The organism is Cohnella sp. AR92 (assembly GCF_003990975.1).
Lineage (GTDB): Bacteria > Bacillota > Bacilli > Paenibacillales > Paenibacillaceae > Cohnella.
In genome coordinates, this window is the sequence record NZ_RZJR01000016.1 from 104,493 (window position 1) to 119,532 (window position 15,040).

The following is a 15,040-nucleotide window of genomic DNA, read 5'->3' on the forward strand; positions in this document are numbered from 1 at the left end:
ATGCCTTAGGAGGAACAACAATGAACATTTTGTTTATGGGGCCTCCTGGCGCCGGGAAAGGCACGCAGGCCGAACGAATCGTCGAAGAGTTCGGCGTGCCGCACATCTCGACCGGCGACGCTTTCCGCTTGGCGATGAAAGAAGGCACTCCGATCGGACTTGAAGCCAAGAAGTTTATCGACCAAGGGCTTCTCGTTCCGGACGAAGTTACGAATGGAATCGTTCGTGATCGTCTGACTTTGGATGACTGCAAGCCGGGGTTCCTGCTCGACGGGTTCCCCCGCACGCTTGCCCAAGCCGAAGCGCTCGATCAGATGCTCGCCGATATGGGACGCAAGATCGATCATGTCGTTAACCTGAACGTGGACCGCGGCTTGCTGCTGGCCCGCTTGACGGGAAGACGGATCTGCAAATCCTGCGGATCGACCTATCACGTATTGAATAACCCGCCGAAGCAAGAAGGCATTTGCGACAAGTGCGGTGGAGAGCTGTATCAGCGCTCCGACGATACGGAAGAGAAAGTCGGAACCAGGCTTGACGAGTATACAAGCAAGACTGCACCGCTGCTCGAGTATTACGGCAACAAAGGCTTGCTCCGAGAAGTGGACGGGGAGAAGGATATCGACGCGGTTACGGCCGAAATCGGTTCTCTCCTGAGAGGGTAACCAGCCATGATCGTGTGCAAATCCGAATCGGAATTGATCTTGATGCGAGAAGCCGGCCGAATCGTAGCCGATACGCATCGCTTGCTCAAGCAGGCGATCGTGCCCGGCATTACGACGGGGGAGTTGGATCGGATCGCCGACGACTACATTCGCAGTCAAGGCGCAACCCCTTCCTTCAAAGGCTATAACGGGTTCCCCTCCAGCATATGCGCTTCCGTGAACGAGGAACTCGTCCATGGGTTCCCCGGCAAGCGGAAGCTCGTAGAGGGCGATATCATCAGTATCGACATCGGCGCTCAGTACAAGGGCTATCACGGAGATTCCGCGTGGACCTACGGCGTCGGGACGATTAGCGAAGAAGCGCAGAGGCTGCTTGACGTGACGGAAGCGTCACTGTACGCCGGCTTGGAGCTCGTTCGGCCTGACGTTCGTCTGTTCACGATCTCTCACGCCATTCAGAAAGTTATCGAAGAGGCGGGCTTCTCGGTCGTTCGCGAGTACGTCGGACACGGCGTAGGAACTGAGCTGCACGAGGAACCGCAGATTCCGAACTACGGACCTCCCGATCGGGGACCGAGGCTGAAGCCGGGCATGGTACTGGCGATCGAGCCGATGGTCAACGTCGGAGAACGATATGTACGGACCCTCTCGGATAACTGGACGGTCGTGACGGTGGACGGCTCCTTATGCGCGCACTTCGAACATACGGTTGCCGTAACGGAGTCCGGGTACGAGATCCTTACTCGTACGGAAGCTTAGGTGATTCGTAGTGACGGAACACGCAAGGTTGTCGCCCGGAGATATCGTGAGAATCCGGCGGGGGAAAGACGAGGGCGATTGGTCGGTCGTCATCGCTCTCGAAGATGAGCGAATCGCACTCGTGGCCGACGGCGACAAGCGTCGTTTCGATCGGCCCAAACGCAAAAATGTGCTGCATCTCGAACCGATCGGGGCGGCAAGCGAGGAAGTCTTAAGAAGTCTTCAAGAAACCGGACGCGTCACCAACGGCAAGCTCCGGTTCGCCATCGCGAATGCCCGAAGATCGATCGAAGCGCATGCTGAAGAGAAAGGAGAATGACCGTGGCCAAAGAGGACGTCATTGAGGTGGAAGGAACGGTCATCGAACCGCTGCCGAATGCGATGTTCCGAGTGGAACTCGAGAATGGGCACCAAATTCTGGCTCACGTCTCCGGCAAGCTGCGGATGCATTTTATCCGTATTCTGACGGGAGATAAAGTGGTTATCCAATTGTCGCCTTACGATTTGACGCGAGGCCGGATTACCTACCGCAAATAGTTCGTCCGATCTGCCGTACCATACGTGCCGATCGAACGCGGCGCCGAGGGCGCACACTACTACGATGGCACATTGAAGGAGGTTATTATCATGAAGGTGAGACCTTCGGTCAAGCCTATTTGCGAGAAATGCAAAGTCATTCGCCGCAAAGGCAACGTGATGGTTATCTGCGAGAATCCGAAACACAAACAAAAACAAGGCTAAGAGGAGGTGCTGTAAAGCATGGCACGTATTGCTGGTGTTGACCTTCCGCGCGACAAGCGCGTTGAAATCGCCCTGACGTACATCTTCGGAATCGGTAAAACGACTTCCCAGAAGATTCTGGCGGGCGCCGGTATCAACCCTAACACTCGCGTTCGCGACCTGACGGAAGATGAGCTTGCTCTTATCCGTGAAGGCATCGACAAGAACGTGAAGGTTGAGGGCGACCTTCGTCGTGATATCGCACTAAACATCAAGCGTCTGATCGAAATCGGATGCTATCGCGGTGTACGTCACCGTCGCGGCCTTCCGGTTCGCGGTCAACGTACGAAGACTAATGCCCGCACACGCAAAGGTCCGCGTCGTACGGTAGCTAACAAGAAGAAGTAAGAAGGGGGGATAACAAGCATGGCACCAAAAGGAAAGAAAGTCGTTCGTACCAAGCGTCGTGACCGTAAGAATATCGATTCGGGCGTTGCACACATCCGTTCGACGTTCAACAACACGATCGTAACGATCACGGATCCGCACGGAAACGCGATCTCTTGGGCGAGCTCCGGTAACCTTGGTTTCAAAGGCTCGCGTAAGAGCACTCCGTTCGCGGCGCAGATGGCAGCTGAATCTGCAGCTCGCGCAGCGATGGAGCATGGCATGCGCGTCGTTGAAGTCATGGTTAAGGGTCCTGGCGCTGGCCGTGAAGCGGCTATCCGTTCCCTGCAAGCAGCTGGCCTTGAAGTCAGCATGATCAAAGACGTTACGCCGATCCCTCACAACGGCTGCCGTCCTCCGAAGCGTCGCCGCGTATAACGCGTGCCTGTGTGGTATCAAACAACAGCAACTTGTGAATAATGGTTGTATTGCTTAGACATACTACATGGTTTACCCTTATGGCTTGACTCGTAAGTGCGATTAACAAGGTACCTTGGGACCGTCGGCTTTAGAGGGTAAACAATCGGCAACGTCAGCGCAGCAAGCGACGTTTTGAAGGAGGGTTATGGTTGTGATTGTGATCGAGAAGCCGAAAATCGAGTCCGTTGAGATTCAAGAAGATAAGAAGTACGGTCGTTTTGTCGTGGAGCCGCTGGAGCGTGGATACGGCATGACGCTGGGGAACTCCCTCCGCCGTATTCTGCTGTCGTCCCTTCCGGGCGCGGCCGTCATATCGGTTCAGATTGACGGTGTTCTTCATGAATTCTCCACCATTCCCGGTGTCATTGAGGATGTAACGGAAATTATCCTCAATCTGAAACGACTTTCGCTGAAGATTCATTCGGACGAGGAGAAAGTGCTCGAGATTGATGCCGAAGGCGAAGGGATCGTTACGGCCGGCGACATTCGGGCGGACAGCGACGTGGAGATCCTCAATCCGGATCTGCACATCGCAACCCTGGCTTCCGGTGCGCGCCTTCACATGCGCATTTTTGCCAGACAGGGACGTGGTTATGTCCCGGCGGATCGCAACAAGAAGGAAGATCAGCCGATTGGAGTCATTCCGGTCGACTCGATCTACACGCCTATTACCCGCGTCAACTATAAAGTCGAAAACACCCGCGTCGGCCAAGTTACCAACTATGACAAGCTAACGCTCGAAGTGTGGACCGACGGAAGTATTCGACCGGAAGAAGCGGTCAGTCTGGGCGCGAAGATCCTCACGGATCACTTGTCGTTGTTCGTCGGACTAACGGACGAAGCCAAGGACACCGAGACGATGAAGGAGAAGGAAGAGGACAAGAAGGAGAAGGTGCTCGAGATGACCATCGAAGAGCTCGATCTCTCCGTCCGTTCCTACAACTGCCTCAAGCGCGCCGGTATCAATACCGTGCAAGAGCTGATCACGAAGTCCGAAGAGGACATGATGAAGGTCCGCAACCTGGGCCGCAAGTCCTTGGAAGAAGTTCAAGAGAAGCTCGAGGAGCTCGGACTCGGTTTACGTATTGAAGAATAAGCGTAATGGAATAAACAGCAAGGAGGGAAAACGATGGCATATCAAAAACTGAGTCGCGATTCCAGCGCTCGGAAGGCTCTCTTCCGCGACCTGGTAACCGACCTGTTCCTGTACGAGCGCATCCAAACGACCGAGGCTAAGGCTAAGGAAGTTCGCTCGATCGCCGAGAAGCTGATCACGCTCGCGAAGCGCGGTGATCTTCACGCTCGTCGCCAAGTAGCAGCATTCGTACGTCGGGAAACCCTGAACGGCGATCAAGACGCCATCCAGAAGTTGTTCTCCGATTTGGCGCCGCGCTACGCGGAACGTCCGGGCGGATACACTCGCATCTTGAAGCTTGGACCTCGTCGCGGCGACTCCGCGCCGATGGTTTACCTCGAGCTCGTAGATCGCGCGTAAGACCGGAACAAGAAAGGATGGGCCGAATTCGTCTTCGGGTCATCCTTTTTTTGTTCAATGTCTTTCGGGGGTGAAAGGATGCGGAATATCGCCCTGCTCGTCAGCTATGACGGCACCTCCTATTATGGCTATCAGAGCCAGCCTGGAGGCAACACCGTTCAGGATTGCCTGGAGGAAGCCATAAGGGCGTTGACGGGGGAGACCATCAAGATCCACGGGTCCGGACGCACGGACGCCGGCGTTCATGCGCTGGGACAAGTGGTGCACTTCCATACGGAATCGAAGATCCCGGCCCAGCGTTGGGCGCTAGCGCTGAACACGAGGCTTCCGGACGACATTGTCGTCCGCGCGGCCATCGAGGTTCCGTTGTCGTTCCATTCCCGCAGATCGGCTATTCGCAAGACCTACAAGTATGCGATAACGAGCTGCCGCTTCCCGGATGTCTTCGACCGGAAGTATGTGTTCCATCATCCGGCTCCGCTTCGCTTCGAAGCCATGCAGGAAGGACTCGCTTATCTGCTTGGAGAGCACGACTTCTCGTCGTTCACATCGCCGCTCTCGACGAAGCCCCATCACGTTCGCACTCTGTACGAGGCTAAGCTCGTGGTGGAGCCGGGGGGAGACGGATCGCTCGAGCAAGGCAGAGGCAAAGCGAGCCTTATCGTATCCGGCAACGGATTTCTTTATAACATGGTAAGAATCATCGCCGGCACTTTAATGCAGGTTGGCGAGGGCAAGCGCAAGCCGGAGGACATCGGAATCATACTGGCGGCGAAGAACCGCGCCAAAGCCGGTCCTACGGCGGTTCCGTACGGCTTGACGCTCATGAGCGTCGAATACGGATCCGAGTGGGAACTCGATTGGCAGGAAGCCATGAATCGCAAATATTGATCTTGCGAAAGTGGGTATTATGATGTACAATAGTCATTGTGTGTTCTTCATGGCTACCCACGGCCCCCAATGAAGACCACCGTTCAGAATGGAACGTCCAATAAATCATCGTTTCCCGAAGATTCGATCGATTCTAGACTATTGGCCGTCATACATTCTTTCTACCAAACAATGATGAATGATGATGTCTTGAGACATACAACGTAACATAGCTAATTCAGAAGGAGGACCTCCTATGCGTACCACTTATATCGCGAAGCCGAACGAAGTCGAGCGCAAATGGCATGTCATCGACGCTGCAGGCAAGACCCTCGGCCGTCTGGCAACCGAAGCAGCTGCTCTGATCCGCGGCAAGCATAAACCAGAATTTACTCCTCATGTTGATACGGGTGACTTCGTTGTCATCATCAACGCTGAGAAGATTGTCCTTACGGGCAAGAAGCTCCAACAGAAGAAGTACTACACTCACTCGCACTATCCGGGCGGCCTTAAGACAACGACGGCTGGCGAGATGATCGCCAAGAAGCCTGCTCGCATTATCGAGCTCGCCGTATTCGGCATGCTCCCTAAGAACAAGCTCGGTCACCAACTGCAAACGAAGCTTAAAGTATACGCTGGTTCGGAACATCCGCACCAAGCCCAACAACCTGAAGTTTACGAACTTCGCGGTTAATCGAAAGGGAGGACCTACCAATGGCTCAAGCGAATTATATTGGAACAGGCCGCCGCAAGCATTCGGTTGCGCGCGTACGTCTCGTACCGGGTGAAGGCCAAATCACCATTAACAAGCGTTCTATCGACGAATACTTCGGTCTGGAAACGTTGAAGCTGATCGTTAAGCAACCGCTGGTTCTGACGGAAACAGCTGGCAAATACGACATTATCGTTCTTGCTAACGGCGGCGGCATGTCCGGTCAAGCCGGCGCTATCCGCCACGGCATCTCCCGCGCTCTGCTGAAGGCAGATCCGGAACTTCGCTCCTCTCTGAAGAGAGCTGGATTCCTGACTCGCGATCCGCGCATGAAGGAACGTAAGAAGTACGGTCTCAAAGCAGCCCGTCGCGCTCCGCAATTCTCGAAGCGCTAATCGTTACCCTCAGAGCCTTCTCGTCTGCCATTGGCAGCGAGAAGGCTTTTTTGCATTATCGACGCACGATGATTAAAAAACTTTATGCCAAAACGAAAAAAAGTGGCCTTTATTTCATTGTATAATCATATTAGATCACGTATAATTCAGGGTAAATTAGTAAGCTTACTTGTCTACAGGGGGTATTCGGATGAACCTGTTCGAGAAAGAAGCTCTGATCCGCGTCCAAGCGGAAGAGCTGGAGAACTCTTCGCCTGAAGAGGTGATTCGTTTCGCGGTCGAGACATTCCCATCCATTACGTTCGCCTGCAGCTTCGGCGCCGAAGACGTCGTTCTTGTCGATATGCTCCAGAAGATCAGCCCGACTACGGATATTTTCTATTTGGACACGGATTTTCACTTCAAGGAAACGTACGAGACCCGGGATCGCATGGCCGCGAAATACGGTCTCGAGTTCATCCAAGTGAAGCCGAAGTTGACTCCGGAAGAGCAAGCGGCGGAGCACGGCGAAGAGCTCTGGAAGAGCGATCAGAACGGCTGCTGCAATATTCGCAAGGTTGAGCCGCTCACTCGCGTTCTTGGCCAATATGAAGCATGGATCACCGGAATTCGCCGCGACCAAGCCTATACACGCGCCAATGCGAAGAAGATCGAATACGATACGAAGTTCGGACTGGTGAAGTTTAATCCGCTGGCCGCTTGGACTTCCGAAGACGTATGGAACTACATCCGCGCCAACGATATCATTTATAATCCGCTGCACGATCTGAATTATCCGAGCATAGGCTGTGAGCATTGCACTCGCCCCGTCATGCCTGGCGAAGATCCTCGAGCGGGAAGATGGTCCGGTACCGAGAAGACGGAGTGCGGCTTGCACAAATAAGTCTTTTGAGAAGAGGAGCGGACGAATGACAGCTGTTCTGCCTCATGGCGGTACTTTGATCAACCGTGTCGTCGAAGGACAAGAACGTGAAGCTCTGCTTGCCGAAGCGGAGAAGCTGGTATCCATTCCCGTAAGCGCGTGGACGATCTCCGATCTCGATCTGATCGGCGTCGGCGCTTATAGTCCCCTCACCGGCTTTATGAGAGAAGAGGATTACAGGTCCGTCGTGAACTCGATGAGACTAGCGAACGGCACCGTGTGGAGCATTCCGATAACGCTGGCGATCACGAGCGGCCTAGCGGCGCGGTTGTCGCTCGGTGAACGCGCTGCGCTGATCGGCGAGAGCGATGGCCTTATCTATGGCATAATCGACGTCGAGAGCATCTACAAGGTCGACAAGAAGCACGAAGCCTTGCAGGTGTTCAAGACGGATGCCCGGGAGCATCCGGGAGTCGCGAAGCTGTTCGATCGTCCCGACTACTATCTCGGAGGGTCCGTGCTCGTCCTGAATCGCCCGAAGCCCGAGAAGTTCAAGGAATATTACTTCGACCCGGCGGAGACGCGGCGCTTCTTCGCGGAGAAGGGGTGGCGAACGGTCGTCGGCTTCCAGACGCGCAATCCGGTGCACCGCGCCCATGAATACATTCAGAAGTCGGCAATGGAGATTGTCGATGCGCTGTTCCTGAATCCTCTCGTCGGCGAGACGAAGTCGGATGACGTTCCGGCGAACGTGCGGATGAAGAGCTATGAAGCGCTCCTGGACCATTATTACCCGAAGGATCATGTGTTCCTGGGCGTATTCCCCGCCGCCATGCGCTATGCAGGTCCGCGCGAAGGCATCTTCCACGCGATCGTACGCAAGAACTACGGCTGCACGCACTTCATCGTCGGGCGCGACCATGCCGGAGTCGGCGATTATTACGGAACGTACGAAGCGCAGGATCTGCTCCGTGCGTTCGCTCCGGAGGAGCTGGGGATTACGCCTTTGTTCTTCGAGCATAGCTTCTTCTGCGCGAAGTGCGGCAGCATGGCATCCCGCAAAACTTGCCCGCATGGCAAGGAGGATCACCTGACGCTGTCCGGTACGAAGGTCCGCGCATTGCTGCGCGAAGGCGTCTGCCCGCCGCCGGAATTCACTCGCCCGGAAGTCGCCGAGATCCTGATCGAAGGAATGTCCGAGGCGAGTAAGTCTTATTCTATCTAAAGGTATAATATACTGCCTCGTCCCATAAGATGTAGCGTTACATCGCTGGGACGAGGTGGTTTTGTTATGTCTAATCAATCGAATCAACCCAATCAACCGAATCAACCGAAGAGCGGGGATAAGCGCCGATTAGGATGGCCGAGATTCGTCTTCTGGATAACGAGACGCGGCTGGTTGAGGCTCTCCGCCGCGGCCGCTCTGCTCGTTATTGCCGTTACGGTCCTTTATTCGGAGATACCCACCGCCAAGACATGGACGTTCTGGACCACTCCGCTTTCCGGCAAGGTGATTGCCCTGGATGCCGGGCATGGAGGCCCGGACGGGGGAGCGGAGAGCCAATCCGGTATCATCGAGAAGGATATCAACATGGCGATCGTCCACTATCTGCGCGATTATCTCCAGCAAGCGGGAGCGTTGGTCATTCTGACCCGAGAGGGCGACTATGATCTGGCGGGCAAAGACGTCAAAGGCTATTCCAAGCGCAAGACGCAAGACCTATTGTCGAGGGTGGAGCTCATCCAGAGTCGCAAGGCAGACCTCGCATTAAGCATTCACATGAACAGCGTGCCTTCTCCCAATTGGTCCGGAGCCCAGTCGTTCTATTTTTCGGGCCGACAGGAAAGCATTCGCCTGGCGACCGTGATCCAGAGCGAGATCCGGGAGACCCTTGGCAATACGAACCGAACGGCCATCAAGAACGACAAAGTTTATCTGCTCAGAACGCTGACCATGCCGACGGCGCTCATCGAGATCGGTTTTCTCTCGCACCCCCAAGAGGCGCGCCTGTTGGCGGATGAAGATTATCAGAAGAAGGTAGCGGCCGCCCTTTACCGGGGAATCCTTCGCTACAGCTCCGGAGAGGGAAGCGGAGCAAAGCCTTAAGATGAGGAATCGAATATGTTATAATAGGATCAATTGAGCAGATGAAGCGAGGCGCTATAGATGATTACGAGAGATTCGATATTGGATACATTGAAGTCGATTGACGAGCCCACGCTTCGCGTATCTCTGGTTCAACTTAACCTGATCAGAGACATCGTCGTGAAGGAAGAGAAGGTATCGCTTACCGCGGTGCTTCACCCCGATAGCGTAAGCCAATCGGCCAAGCTGGAGTTCGAGATCCGTGCGGCATTGAAGCCGGCCGGCGCGGAAGTGGCAAAGTTCCGCGTTCGCGTCATGACCGAACATGAGCAGTCCGAAGCCGCAGCCCGATCGGCTGCCGGCGGACAAGCCGCTCCGGAGCCGGCTTCGGCTGCCAAGAGCGCTGCGCCGGCTGGCGGCGATAAGGGAGCGGCCCCGGTCAAGGGGCACGGTACCGGGTTGGAATCCAGCCCGTTGCTCGATCCGAACAGCAAGGTGCAATTCATCGCCGTCGCCAGCGGCAAGGGCGGCGTCGGCAAGTCGACCGTCACGGTGAACCTTGCCGTGGCGTTGGCGAGAAGCGGCAAGCGGGTCGGTATCATGGATTGCGATATCTATGGGTTCAGCATCCCGGATATGATGGGAATCGAAGAGCGGCCGGAGCAGGTCGGCAACAAGATCCGGCCGATCGAACGCTTCGGAGTCAAGGTCATCTCGATGGGCTTCTTCGTCGAAGACAACAGCCCGGTCGTCTGGCGCGGTCCGATGCTGGGCCGGATGATTCGCAACTTCTTCGCCGAGATCGACTGGGGCGAGCTGGACTTCGTTCTGCTGGACTTGCCCCCGGGCACGGGCGACGTGGCCTTGGATGTCCACCAGATCATTCCGCATAGCAAGGAAATCATCGTGACGACGCCTCATGCGACGGCCGCGTTCGTAGCGGCGCGCGCGGGCTCCATGGCCATCAAGACCAACCATGAGATCCTCGGAGTCGTCGAGAATATGTCCTATTACGAGTGCAGCTCTTGCGGCAAGCGCGATTACGTCTTCGGCAGGGGAGGCGGCGGCATGCTGGCGGATACTCTGCATACCGATCTGCTCGCCCAATTCGCGCTGGGGGCGCCGGATAACCATCCGTCCGAGCCTGACTTCTCGCCGTCCGTCTACAAGGCGGAGACGCAGACCGGTCGGGAATACCTGCAGCTCGCCGAGCAAATCATTCGCCGTTGCGAAGCTTAATGAAGGCAACCGTTAGCAGGATTAACAAAGAGGCTGAGAGCAAGCATAGCGCTTGCCTTCAGCCTCTTTTGCCGTTCATTCGGGTGCGGTCTTATCCTCCGCCGCTGTCGCCGCCACCGCCACCGCCGCCGCCGCCGCTATCTCCTTCTCCTTGCCCGCCACCGCCGCCGCCTTCCTTGGATTTGCTCGTGGAAGGACTTAGCTGTTCTTTGACGACATCCTGCAATATTTTCATCAGTTCAAGCTTGAAAATCGGATTCTGAACGGCCTCCTGAACGGCGCTCATCATCTGCGTGCGGTATTCGGTCGTCTTCATCGCTTCGAACATGACGGCTTGCATGTCTTTGCCCTTAAGGACGTTAACGAGCTCCTTCTGATAAGAAGGATCCTTGAGGAGCTCCTTCTGAAGGTCCTTGTTGTTCTTGCTGACCGCCTTGGCGAATTCTCCGGCGAACTTCGTATCGGTCATGATGCCTTGCAAGACCTTATCGTACTCCGGCGAGGTAAGGATGTCCTTCACGGCCGTCCGTACCTCTTCCTGATCTTGAGGAGTCAACGATTGCATATGAAGGCCGCTAGATCCGTATTTGGCGACGGAAGCTTTCTGCAACGCTTCCTGGCCTTCGGAAGAACCGAGAATATCGACCACCATCGATTTGACGTCTTTGTAGCTCATTTGCTCGCCGCCGCCGCCGCCGCTGCTTTCGGCTCCGCAGCCGCTTAGGCTTACCGTGACCCCGATCAATGCGATGACCAAAGGCGCGCGATAACGCATACCGACCTACTCCCTTCATGGGGCTTCTTGGACCATAGTATGCGACGCATCAAGGACGAATATAACGGGGGCTAAATGGCTTTTTGCAAGGAACGTGGTAAAATAAGTGTTATCTGACAGAGGAGGAATTCGAGTTGAATCTGCGCAAATGGATGACCCTGTTCGGGACATCGATACTTCTGGGAGGGGCCGTCTCGCTCGTAACGGGCTTGATCATGCTTCTGGGAGATTCGTCGTTCCGCGTAGTCAAGACCGAGGATTGGTTGTTTAACGTTCTCATGATGTTCCTGGCTGGACTCAGCTTGGGGGCATTCGCCCATATGGGGTTTTTCGCCTACATGATGTTGAACTACATTGCTAGAAGCATCTTCAAACGGCCGTACCTATGGGTCGCTCTCCAAGGGTTTATCGCCGTCTTCGTTCTAATTGAGATCGCTTACTGGACCTACGACAGCGACTTCCAGGCCGATATTTTCTGGGCGGTACCGCTTGTCCTCGCCGCCGCCTCCGCATTGGTTGCCTGGCGCAAAACCTATGAGACGACGACAGGGGCCTGGGTTCCGACCCTGTTCTATATGATAGCCGTAACGACGATCGAAGCTCAGCCTGGCTTCCAATCGGGCAAGGCCACCTCGCTAATCTTCACCATGGTCCCGTTGTTCGTGTGCAACAGCTACCATATCCTTAGGCTGCACCGCATCCTGAACAGCTCCAAGAACAAGAGAGAAGCCCCCGCGATCGCAGCGGAGGCTAGATAATCGTTCGCCGGGTCAAGCGTATTGGTTCCACACCTTCGGATCTTCGACCGTCTTGCCTTTGCTGTCCGTCTGGCTGATCAGTTGGGAGACGGTGACGAACTCGTACCCTTGAGCGCGCAATCGGTCGATAATCGTCGGCAGCGCCAGATGAGTCTCCTTGCAGGAATCGCTGGCATGAAGAAGAATGATGTCTCCGGGATGGGCCTTATCCATGACCCTCTGCACGATCGTGTCCACGCCGGGGTTTTTCCAATCGAGCGAATCCGTATCCCATTGAATGACCTTATAATTCAGCTCTTCCGCGATTCTAAGAACCCGCTTGTCGAAGTCTCCGTTGGGCAGGCGGATCAGATTGGGAGTTTGACCCGTCATCTCGGATAGAATGCCATGAGCGGCGGTAATCTGCTTGCGGATCTCATCGTCGCTGTATTGGCTGTAGTTATCGTGCTTGTGTCCGTGGCTTCCGATCTCGTAACCTCCGTCGACGATCTTCTTGACGATCTCCGGATGAGTTTTGCTCCATGGAGAAGACAGGAAGAAGGTGGCGTTCGTCACGCCTTTGCTCTTGAGGATGTCCAAGATAGGCTCGGCACGCTTGTCCCCCCAGCTGATATCGAAGGTGAGGGCGATAACCTTGCGGTCCGTCGGGACGCTGTAGATCGCTGCCGGCGGGTGGGGAGAGAAGACGCTGATATTGTCCTTCTCCGCCCATATGACGCCCGCCGAGAAGACGGCCGCCAAGAGCAGAAGGGAAAATCTTTTGATGCGTTTGCCATTGAATACGAAGAAGTGATTCATGGGTGTAATCCGCCCCTTTCTTAATTTCATATCGATAAGGCAAGCATGGATGGACAGGTTCCGGGCTTGGTCAATACAATGTATGCTTGACCATAGGGGAGATATTCGCGAGGAATGGGGGAAAAGCAAGAGTGTTCAGCAAGCAAGCTTTGAAGCAGTATTGGCGCCATACGAAGCCGTATTTTATTTTTGCGATCATGATTTTCTTCGCCGGCGTCGTCGTCGGGGCCGCTAGCCATGGGCCAGTCGGTTGGCTGGACAACCAGCTTCAAAAGCTTCAGGAGATGGCGGATAAAGCGGACGCGTCAAGCCATCCCCAGCAGGCGATGTTTACCGCGATTCTGTGGAACAATATTTACGCATCGTTAATGTCCATGGTTATGGGATTGATGGCCGGGATCATGCCGATCGTCACTTTGGTGCTGAACGGCATGATCATGGGGTATTTGTTCGGGGGGATCGCGGATGAAGGGGTCAACGTCTGGCCTTTGATCGCCAAGGGAATCCTGCCTCACGGGGTTCTGGAGATTCCGGCGATTCTTCTAGCCTGCGGATACGGCGTACAATTAGGCATTACGCTGATCAGAGGGATATTCGGTTCGCTGATCGGCCGAACGGAACCTTGGGCGAAGTTCAAGACGGCCATTCGCGGAGCCATCCCGGCGGCGATCCTGATCGTCGTTCTGCTGGTTGGCGCGGCGGTCGTCGAGAGTACCTTGACTTACTGGCTTGTTCGGGGTTGAAGCGGGAAATGTTCGCGGAACCCATCATAAAGCTGACAGATTTGGAGCATAACAGTAGAACCATCCGGCGAAGGCCTGCGGTCAGCGCCGGGTAAGCTAAGCTCTGAATCGACGGGAGGTCAGCTGATTATGGCCATGCTGGGGATGATGTTTACAGACAAAGAATGCAAGGAGTTCGACTACTTGCTTCGCAAAGAGATGGACGAGATGCTTCTCGACATGAGCGACCGCCGCTTGGACGGTCCGGTTAAGGAAGCCATCTCGAAGCGATACAAAACGATCTTCCGGATGTATGCCCGAATAGCGCCGCCGAGAGAGCTGTCCCGCTATTCTCTGGGATTGAAGACGACACGTTAGAACATAAGAGGCGTAGACTAGTGTGAGCAGACACGGGGAAAACGCCTCTTTCGTGCATCTAACCCCAGGTTGACGACGTTCTTCGAAAAAAGCCCGAAAAAAATGAACGAAAGCCTTGACTGGGCTCATGTCTATATGATAAATTAATTTCCGCCCCTCCGAGAGGGCAAGCGCGAAGCGAGCCGCTGAACAAGCGGAATCGATAAGGAAGCAATAAAGTAAGAAATTACCTGTTGCAAAAGCCTAACGCGCTGTGATATATTATAAAAGTCGCCGCTGAAAAGCGAACGACAAAGAGAAACAAAAAAGCAACAAAAACTTGTTCCTTGAAAACTGAACATCGAGCGTAAATGGAAATAAATCGTCGAGCGGAACTTCGGTTCTGCGAGACAAACCAGCAGTACAGAACGAGCCTTCAAGGTTCTTCAAAAAGGTTTACCTTTATGGAGAGTTTGATCCTGGCTCAGGACGAACGCTGGCGGCGTGCCTAATACATGCAAGTCGAGCGGATCTTCTTGAGTAGCTTGCTACTCAAGAAGGTTAGCGGCGGACGGGTGAGTAACACGTAGGCAACCTGCCCATAAGACCGGGATAACATTCGGAAACGAATGCTAAGACCGGATACGCAAGAAGGCGGCATCGCTTTCTTGGGAAACACGGTGCAAGCTGTGGCTTATGGATGGGCCTGCGGCGCATTAGCTAGTTGGTGGGGTAACGGCCTACCAAGGCGACGATGCGTAGCCGACCTGAGAGGGTGAACGGCCACACTGGGACTGAGACACGGCCCAGACTCCTACGGGAGGCAGCAGTAGGGAATCTTCCACAATGGGCGCAAGCCTGATGGAGCAACGCCGCGGGAGGGAGGAAGGCTTGCGGGTCGTAAAGCTATGTTGCCAGGGAAGAAAAAGGGCCAGTTAAGTGCTGGTCCGATGACGGTAC

21 protein-coding genes and 1 rRNA gene are annotated in these 15,040 nt (G+C 54.9%); 20 read left to right on the top strand and 2 right to left on the bottom strand.

Features of this window, described 5'->3' with window-relative positions; all coding sequences use genetic code 11:
- Positions 1-20 precede the first annotated feature (20 nt).
- The 16 genes from ELR57_RS23555 (at position 21) to ELR57_RS23630 (ending at position 10,670) form a co-directional block, all read left to right on the top strand.
- Positions 21-665, top strand: coding sequence for an adenylate kinase (locus tag ELR57_RS23555; protein WP_126961597.1), 645 nt, complete (start codon positions 21-23; stop codon positions 663-665).
- A gap of 6 nt (positions 666-671) precedes the next feature.
- The gene (map, locus tag ELR57_RS23560; protein WP_126961599.1) at positions 672-1,424 is read left to right on the top strand and encodes a type I methionyl aminopeptidase; all 753 of its coding nucleotides are present in this window, start codon (positions 672-674) and stop codon (positions 1,422-1,424) included.
- 10 nt (positions 1,425-1,434) lie between these two features.
- Positions 1,435-1,743: a KOW domain-containing RNA-binding protein gene (locus ELR57_RS23565; protein WP_126961601.1), complete on the top strand. Its 309-nt coding sequence runs from the start codon at positions 1,435-1,437 to the stop codon at positions 1,741-1,743.
- Between the two features lie 2 nt (positions 1,744-1,745).
- Positions 1,746-1,961 carry a translation initiation factor IF-1 gene (infA, locus tag ELR57_RS23570; protein WP_015253312.1) on the top strand — a complete coding sequence of 72 codons (216 nt, stop codon included), beginning with the start codon at positions 1,746-1,748 and terminating at the stop codon, positions 1,959-1,961.
- 90 nt (positions 1,962-2,051) lie between these two features.
- On the top strand, positions 2,052-2,165 hold the full coding sequence (gene rpmJ, locus ELR57_RS23575) for a 50S ribosomal protein L36 (RefSeq protein ID WP_003333770.1): 114 nt from the start codon (positions 2,052-2,054) through the stop codon (positions 2,163-2,165).
- A gap of 18 nt (positions 2,166-2,183) precedes the next feature.
- Positions 2,184-2,552 carry a 30S ribosomal protein S13 gene (gene rpsM / locus ELR57_RS23580; protein WP_126961603.1) on the top strand — a complete coding sequence of 123 codons (369 nt, stop codon included), beginning with the start codon at positions 2,184-2,186 and terminating at the stop codon, positions 2,550-2,552.
- A gap of 18 nt (positions 2,553-2,570) precedes the next feature.
- Entirely contained in the window at positions 2,571-2,969 is a 399-nt protein-coding gene (gene rpsK, locus ELR57_RS23585) for a 30S ribosomal protein S11 (RefSeq protein WP_126961605.1), read from the top strand.
- A gap of 193 nt (positions 2,970-3,162) precedes the next feature.
- Complete coding sequence (locus ELR57_RS23590) at positions 3,163-4,107, top strand: DNA-directed RNA polymerase subunit alpha (RefSeq protein WP_126961607.1); 945 nt, start codon at positions 3,163-3,165, stop codon at positions 4,105-4,107.
- 33 nt (positions 4,108-4,140) lie between these two features.
- On the top strand, positions 4,141-4,506 hold the full coding sequence (gene rplQ / locus ELR57_RS23595; protein WP_126961609.1) for a 50S ribosomal protein L17: 366 nt from the start codon (positions 4,141-4,143) through the stop codon (positions 4,504-4,506).
- Positions 4,507-4,584: 78 nt separating this feature from the next.
- Positions 4,585-5,397 (top strand): tRNA pseudouridine(38-40) synthase TruA, encoded by an 813-nt coding sequence (truA, locus tag ELR57_RS23600; protein WP_126961611.1) that lies wholly within the window; start codon positions 4,585-4,587, stop codon positions 5,395-5,397.
- 235 nt (positions 5,398-5,632) lie between these two features.
- Entirely contained in the window at positions 5,633-6,070 is a 438-nt protein-coding gene (gene rplM / locus ELR57_RS23605) for a 50S ribosomal protein L13 (protein WP_126961613.1), read from the top strand.
- Between the two features lie 20 nt (positions 6,071-6,090).
- The gene (gene rpsI, locus ELR57_RS23610; protein ID WP_126961615.1) at positions 6,091-6,483 is read left to right on the top strand and encodes a 30S ribosomal protein S9; all 393 of its coding nucleotides are present in this window, start codon (positions 6,091-6,093) and stop codon (positions 6,481-6,483) included.
- Between the two features lie 190 nt (positions 6,484-6,673).
- Complete coding sequence (locus ELR57_RS23615; protein ID WP_126961617.1) at positions 6,674-7,366, top strand: phosphoadenylyl-sulfate reductase; 693 nt, start codon at positions 6,674-6,676, stop codon at positions 7,364-7,366.
- Positions 7,367-7,391: 25 nt separating this feature from the next.
- Positions 7,392-8,570: a sulfate adenylyltransferase gene (sat, locus tag ELR57_RS23620; RefSeq protein WP_126961619.1), complete on the top strand. Its 1,179-nt coding sequence runs from the start codon at positions 7,392-7,394 to the stop codon at positions 8,568-8,570.
- A 66-nt stretch (positions 8,571-8,636) separates the two neighbouring features.
- Complete coding sequence (gene cwlD, locus ELR57_RS23625) at positions 8,637-9,452, top strand: N-acetylmuramoyl-L-alanine amidase CwlD (protein ID WP_126961621.1); 816 nt, start codon at positions 8,637-8,639, stop codon at positions 9,450-9,452.
- Positions 9,453-9,512: 60 nt separating this feature from the next.
- Entirely contained in the window at positions 9,513-10,670 is a 1,158-nt protein-coding gene (locus tag ELR57_RS23630; RefSeq protein ID WP_126961623.1) for an Mrp/NBP35 family ATP-binding protein, read from the top strand.
- Between the two features lie 91 nt (positions 10,671-10,761).
- On the opposite strand, the gene gerD is transcribed toward ELR57_RS23630, so the two are convergent.
- Positions 10,762-11,445 (bottom strand): spore germination lipoprotein GerD, encoded by a 684-nt coding sequence (gerD, locus tag ELR57_RS23640; protein WP_158630143.1) that lies wholly within the window; start codon positions 11,443-11,445, stop codon positions 10,762-10,764.
- 134 nt (positions 11,446-11,579) lie between these two features.
- Between gerD and ELR57_RS23645 the strand changes: the two genes are divergently transcribed.
- Positions 11,580-12,203 carry a KinB-signaling pathway activation protein gene (locus ELR57_RS23645; protein WP_126961627.1) on the top strand — a complete coding sequence of 208 codons (624 nt, stop codon included), beginning with the start codon at positions 11,580-11,582 and terminating at the stop codon, positions 12,201-12,203.
- A 12-nt stretch (positions 12,204-12,215) separates the two neighbouring features.
- Here the strand turns inward: ELR57_RS23645 and pdaB are convergent, their stop codons facing one another.
- Positions 12,216-13,001: a polysaccharide deacetylase family sporulation protein PdaB gene (pdaB, locus tag ELR57_RS23650; RefSeq protein WP_126961629.1), complete on the bottom strand. Its 786-nt coding sequence runs from the start codon at positions 12,999-13,001 to the stop codon at positions 12,216-12,218.
- Between the two features lie 131 nt (positions 13,002-13,132).
- Here pdaB and ELR57_RS23655 point away from each other — a divergent pair, with 131 nt between their 5' ends.
- The 3 genes from ELR57_RS23655 to ELR57_RS23665 all read left to right on the top strand — a co-directional run.
- Positions 13,133-13,744 carry a stage II sporulation protein M gene (locus tag ELR57_RS23655; protein WP_126961631.1) on the top strand — a complete coding sequence of 204 codons (612 nt, stop codon included), beginning with the start codon at positions 13,133-13,135 and terminating at the stop codon, positions 13,742-13,744.
- Positions 13,745-13,879: 135 nt separating this feature from the next.
- Entirely contained in the window at positions 13,880-14,101 is a 222-nt protein-coding gene (locus ELR57_RS23660) for a hypothetical protein (RefSeq protein WP_126961660.1), read from the top strand.
- Positions 14,102-14,541: 440 nt separating this feature from the next.
- A 16S ribosomal RNA gene (locus ELR57_RS23665) occupies positions 14,542-15,040 on the top strand; the annotation flags it as partial.

Coding starts and splice junctions, on each gene's coding strand:
- ELR57_RS23555 (WP_126961597.1), top strand. CDS start 21: ATGAACATTTTGTTTATGGGGCCTCCTGGCGCCGGGAAAGGCACGCAG.
- map (WP_126961599.1), top strand. CDS start 672: ATGATCGTGTGCAAATCCGAATCGGAATTGATCTTGATGCGAGAAGCC.
- rpmJ (WP_003333770.1), top strand. CDS start 2,052: ATGAAGGTGAGACCTTCGGTCAAGCCTATTTGCGAGAAATGCAAAGTC.
- rpsM (WP_126961603.1), top strand. CDS start 2,184: ATGGCACGTATTGCTGGTGTTGACCTTCCGCGCGACAAGCGCGTTGAA.
- rpsK (WP_126961605.1), top strand. CDS start 2,571: ATGGCACCAAAAGGAAAGAAAGTCGTTCGTACCAAGCGTCGTGACCGT.
- rplQ (WP_126961609.1), top strand. CDS start 4,141: ATGGCATATCAAAAACTGAGTCGCGATTCCAGCGCTCGGAAGGCTCTC.
- truA (WP_126961611.1), top strand. CDS start 4,585: ATGCGGAATATCGCCCTGCTCGTCAGCTATGACGGCACCTCCTATTAT.
- rplM (WP_126961613.1), top strand. CDS start 5,633: ATGCGTACCACTTATATCGCGAAGCCGAACGAAGTCGAGCGCAAATGG.
- rpsI (WP_126961615.1), top strand. CDS start 6,091: ATGGCTCAAGCGAATTATATTGGAACAGGCCGCCGCAAGCATTCGGTT.
- ELR57_RS23615 (WP_126961617.1), top strand. CDS start 6,674: ATGAACCTGTTCGAGAAAGAAGCTCTGATCCGCGTCCAAGCGGAAGAG.
- sat (WP_126961619.1), top strand. CDS start 7,392: ATGACAGCTGTTCTGCCTCATGGCGGTACTTTGATCAACCGTGTCGTC.
- cwlD (WP_126961621.1), top strand. CDS start 8,637: ATGTCTAATCAATCGAATCAACCCAATCAACCGAATCAACCGAAGAGC.
- ELR57_RS23630 (WP_126961623.1), top strand. CDS start 9,513: ATGATTACGAGAGATTCGATATTGGATACATTGAAGTCGATTGACGAG.
- gerD (WP_158630143.1), bottom strand. CDS start 11,445: ATGCGTTATCGCGCGCCTTTGGTCATCGCATTGATCGGGGTCACGGTA.
- pdaB (WP_126961629.1), bottom strand. CDS start 13,001: ATGAATCACTTCTTCGTATTCAATGGCAAACGCATCAAAAGATTTTCC.
- ELR57_RS23660 (WP_126961660.1), top strand. CDS start 13,880: ATGCTGGGGATGATGTTTACAGACAAAGAATGCAAGGAGTTCGACTAC.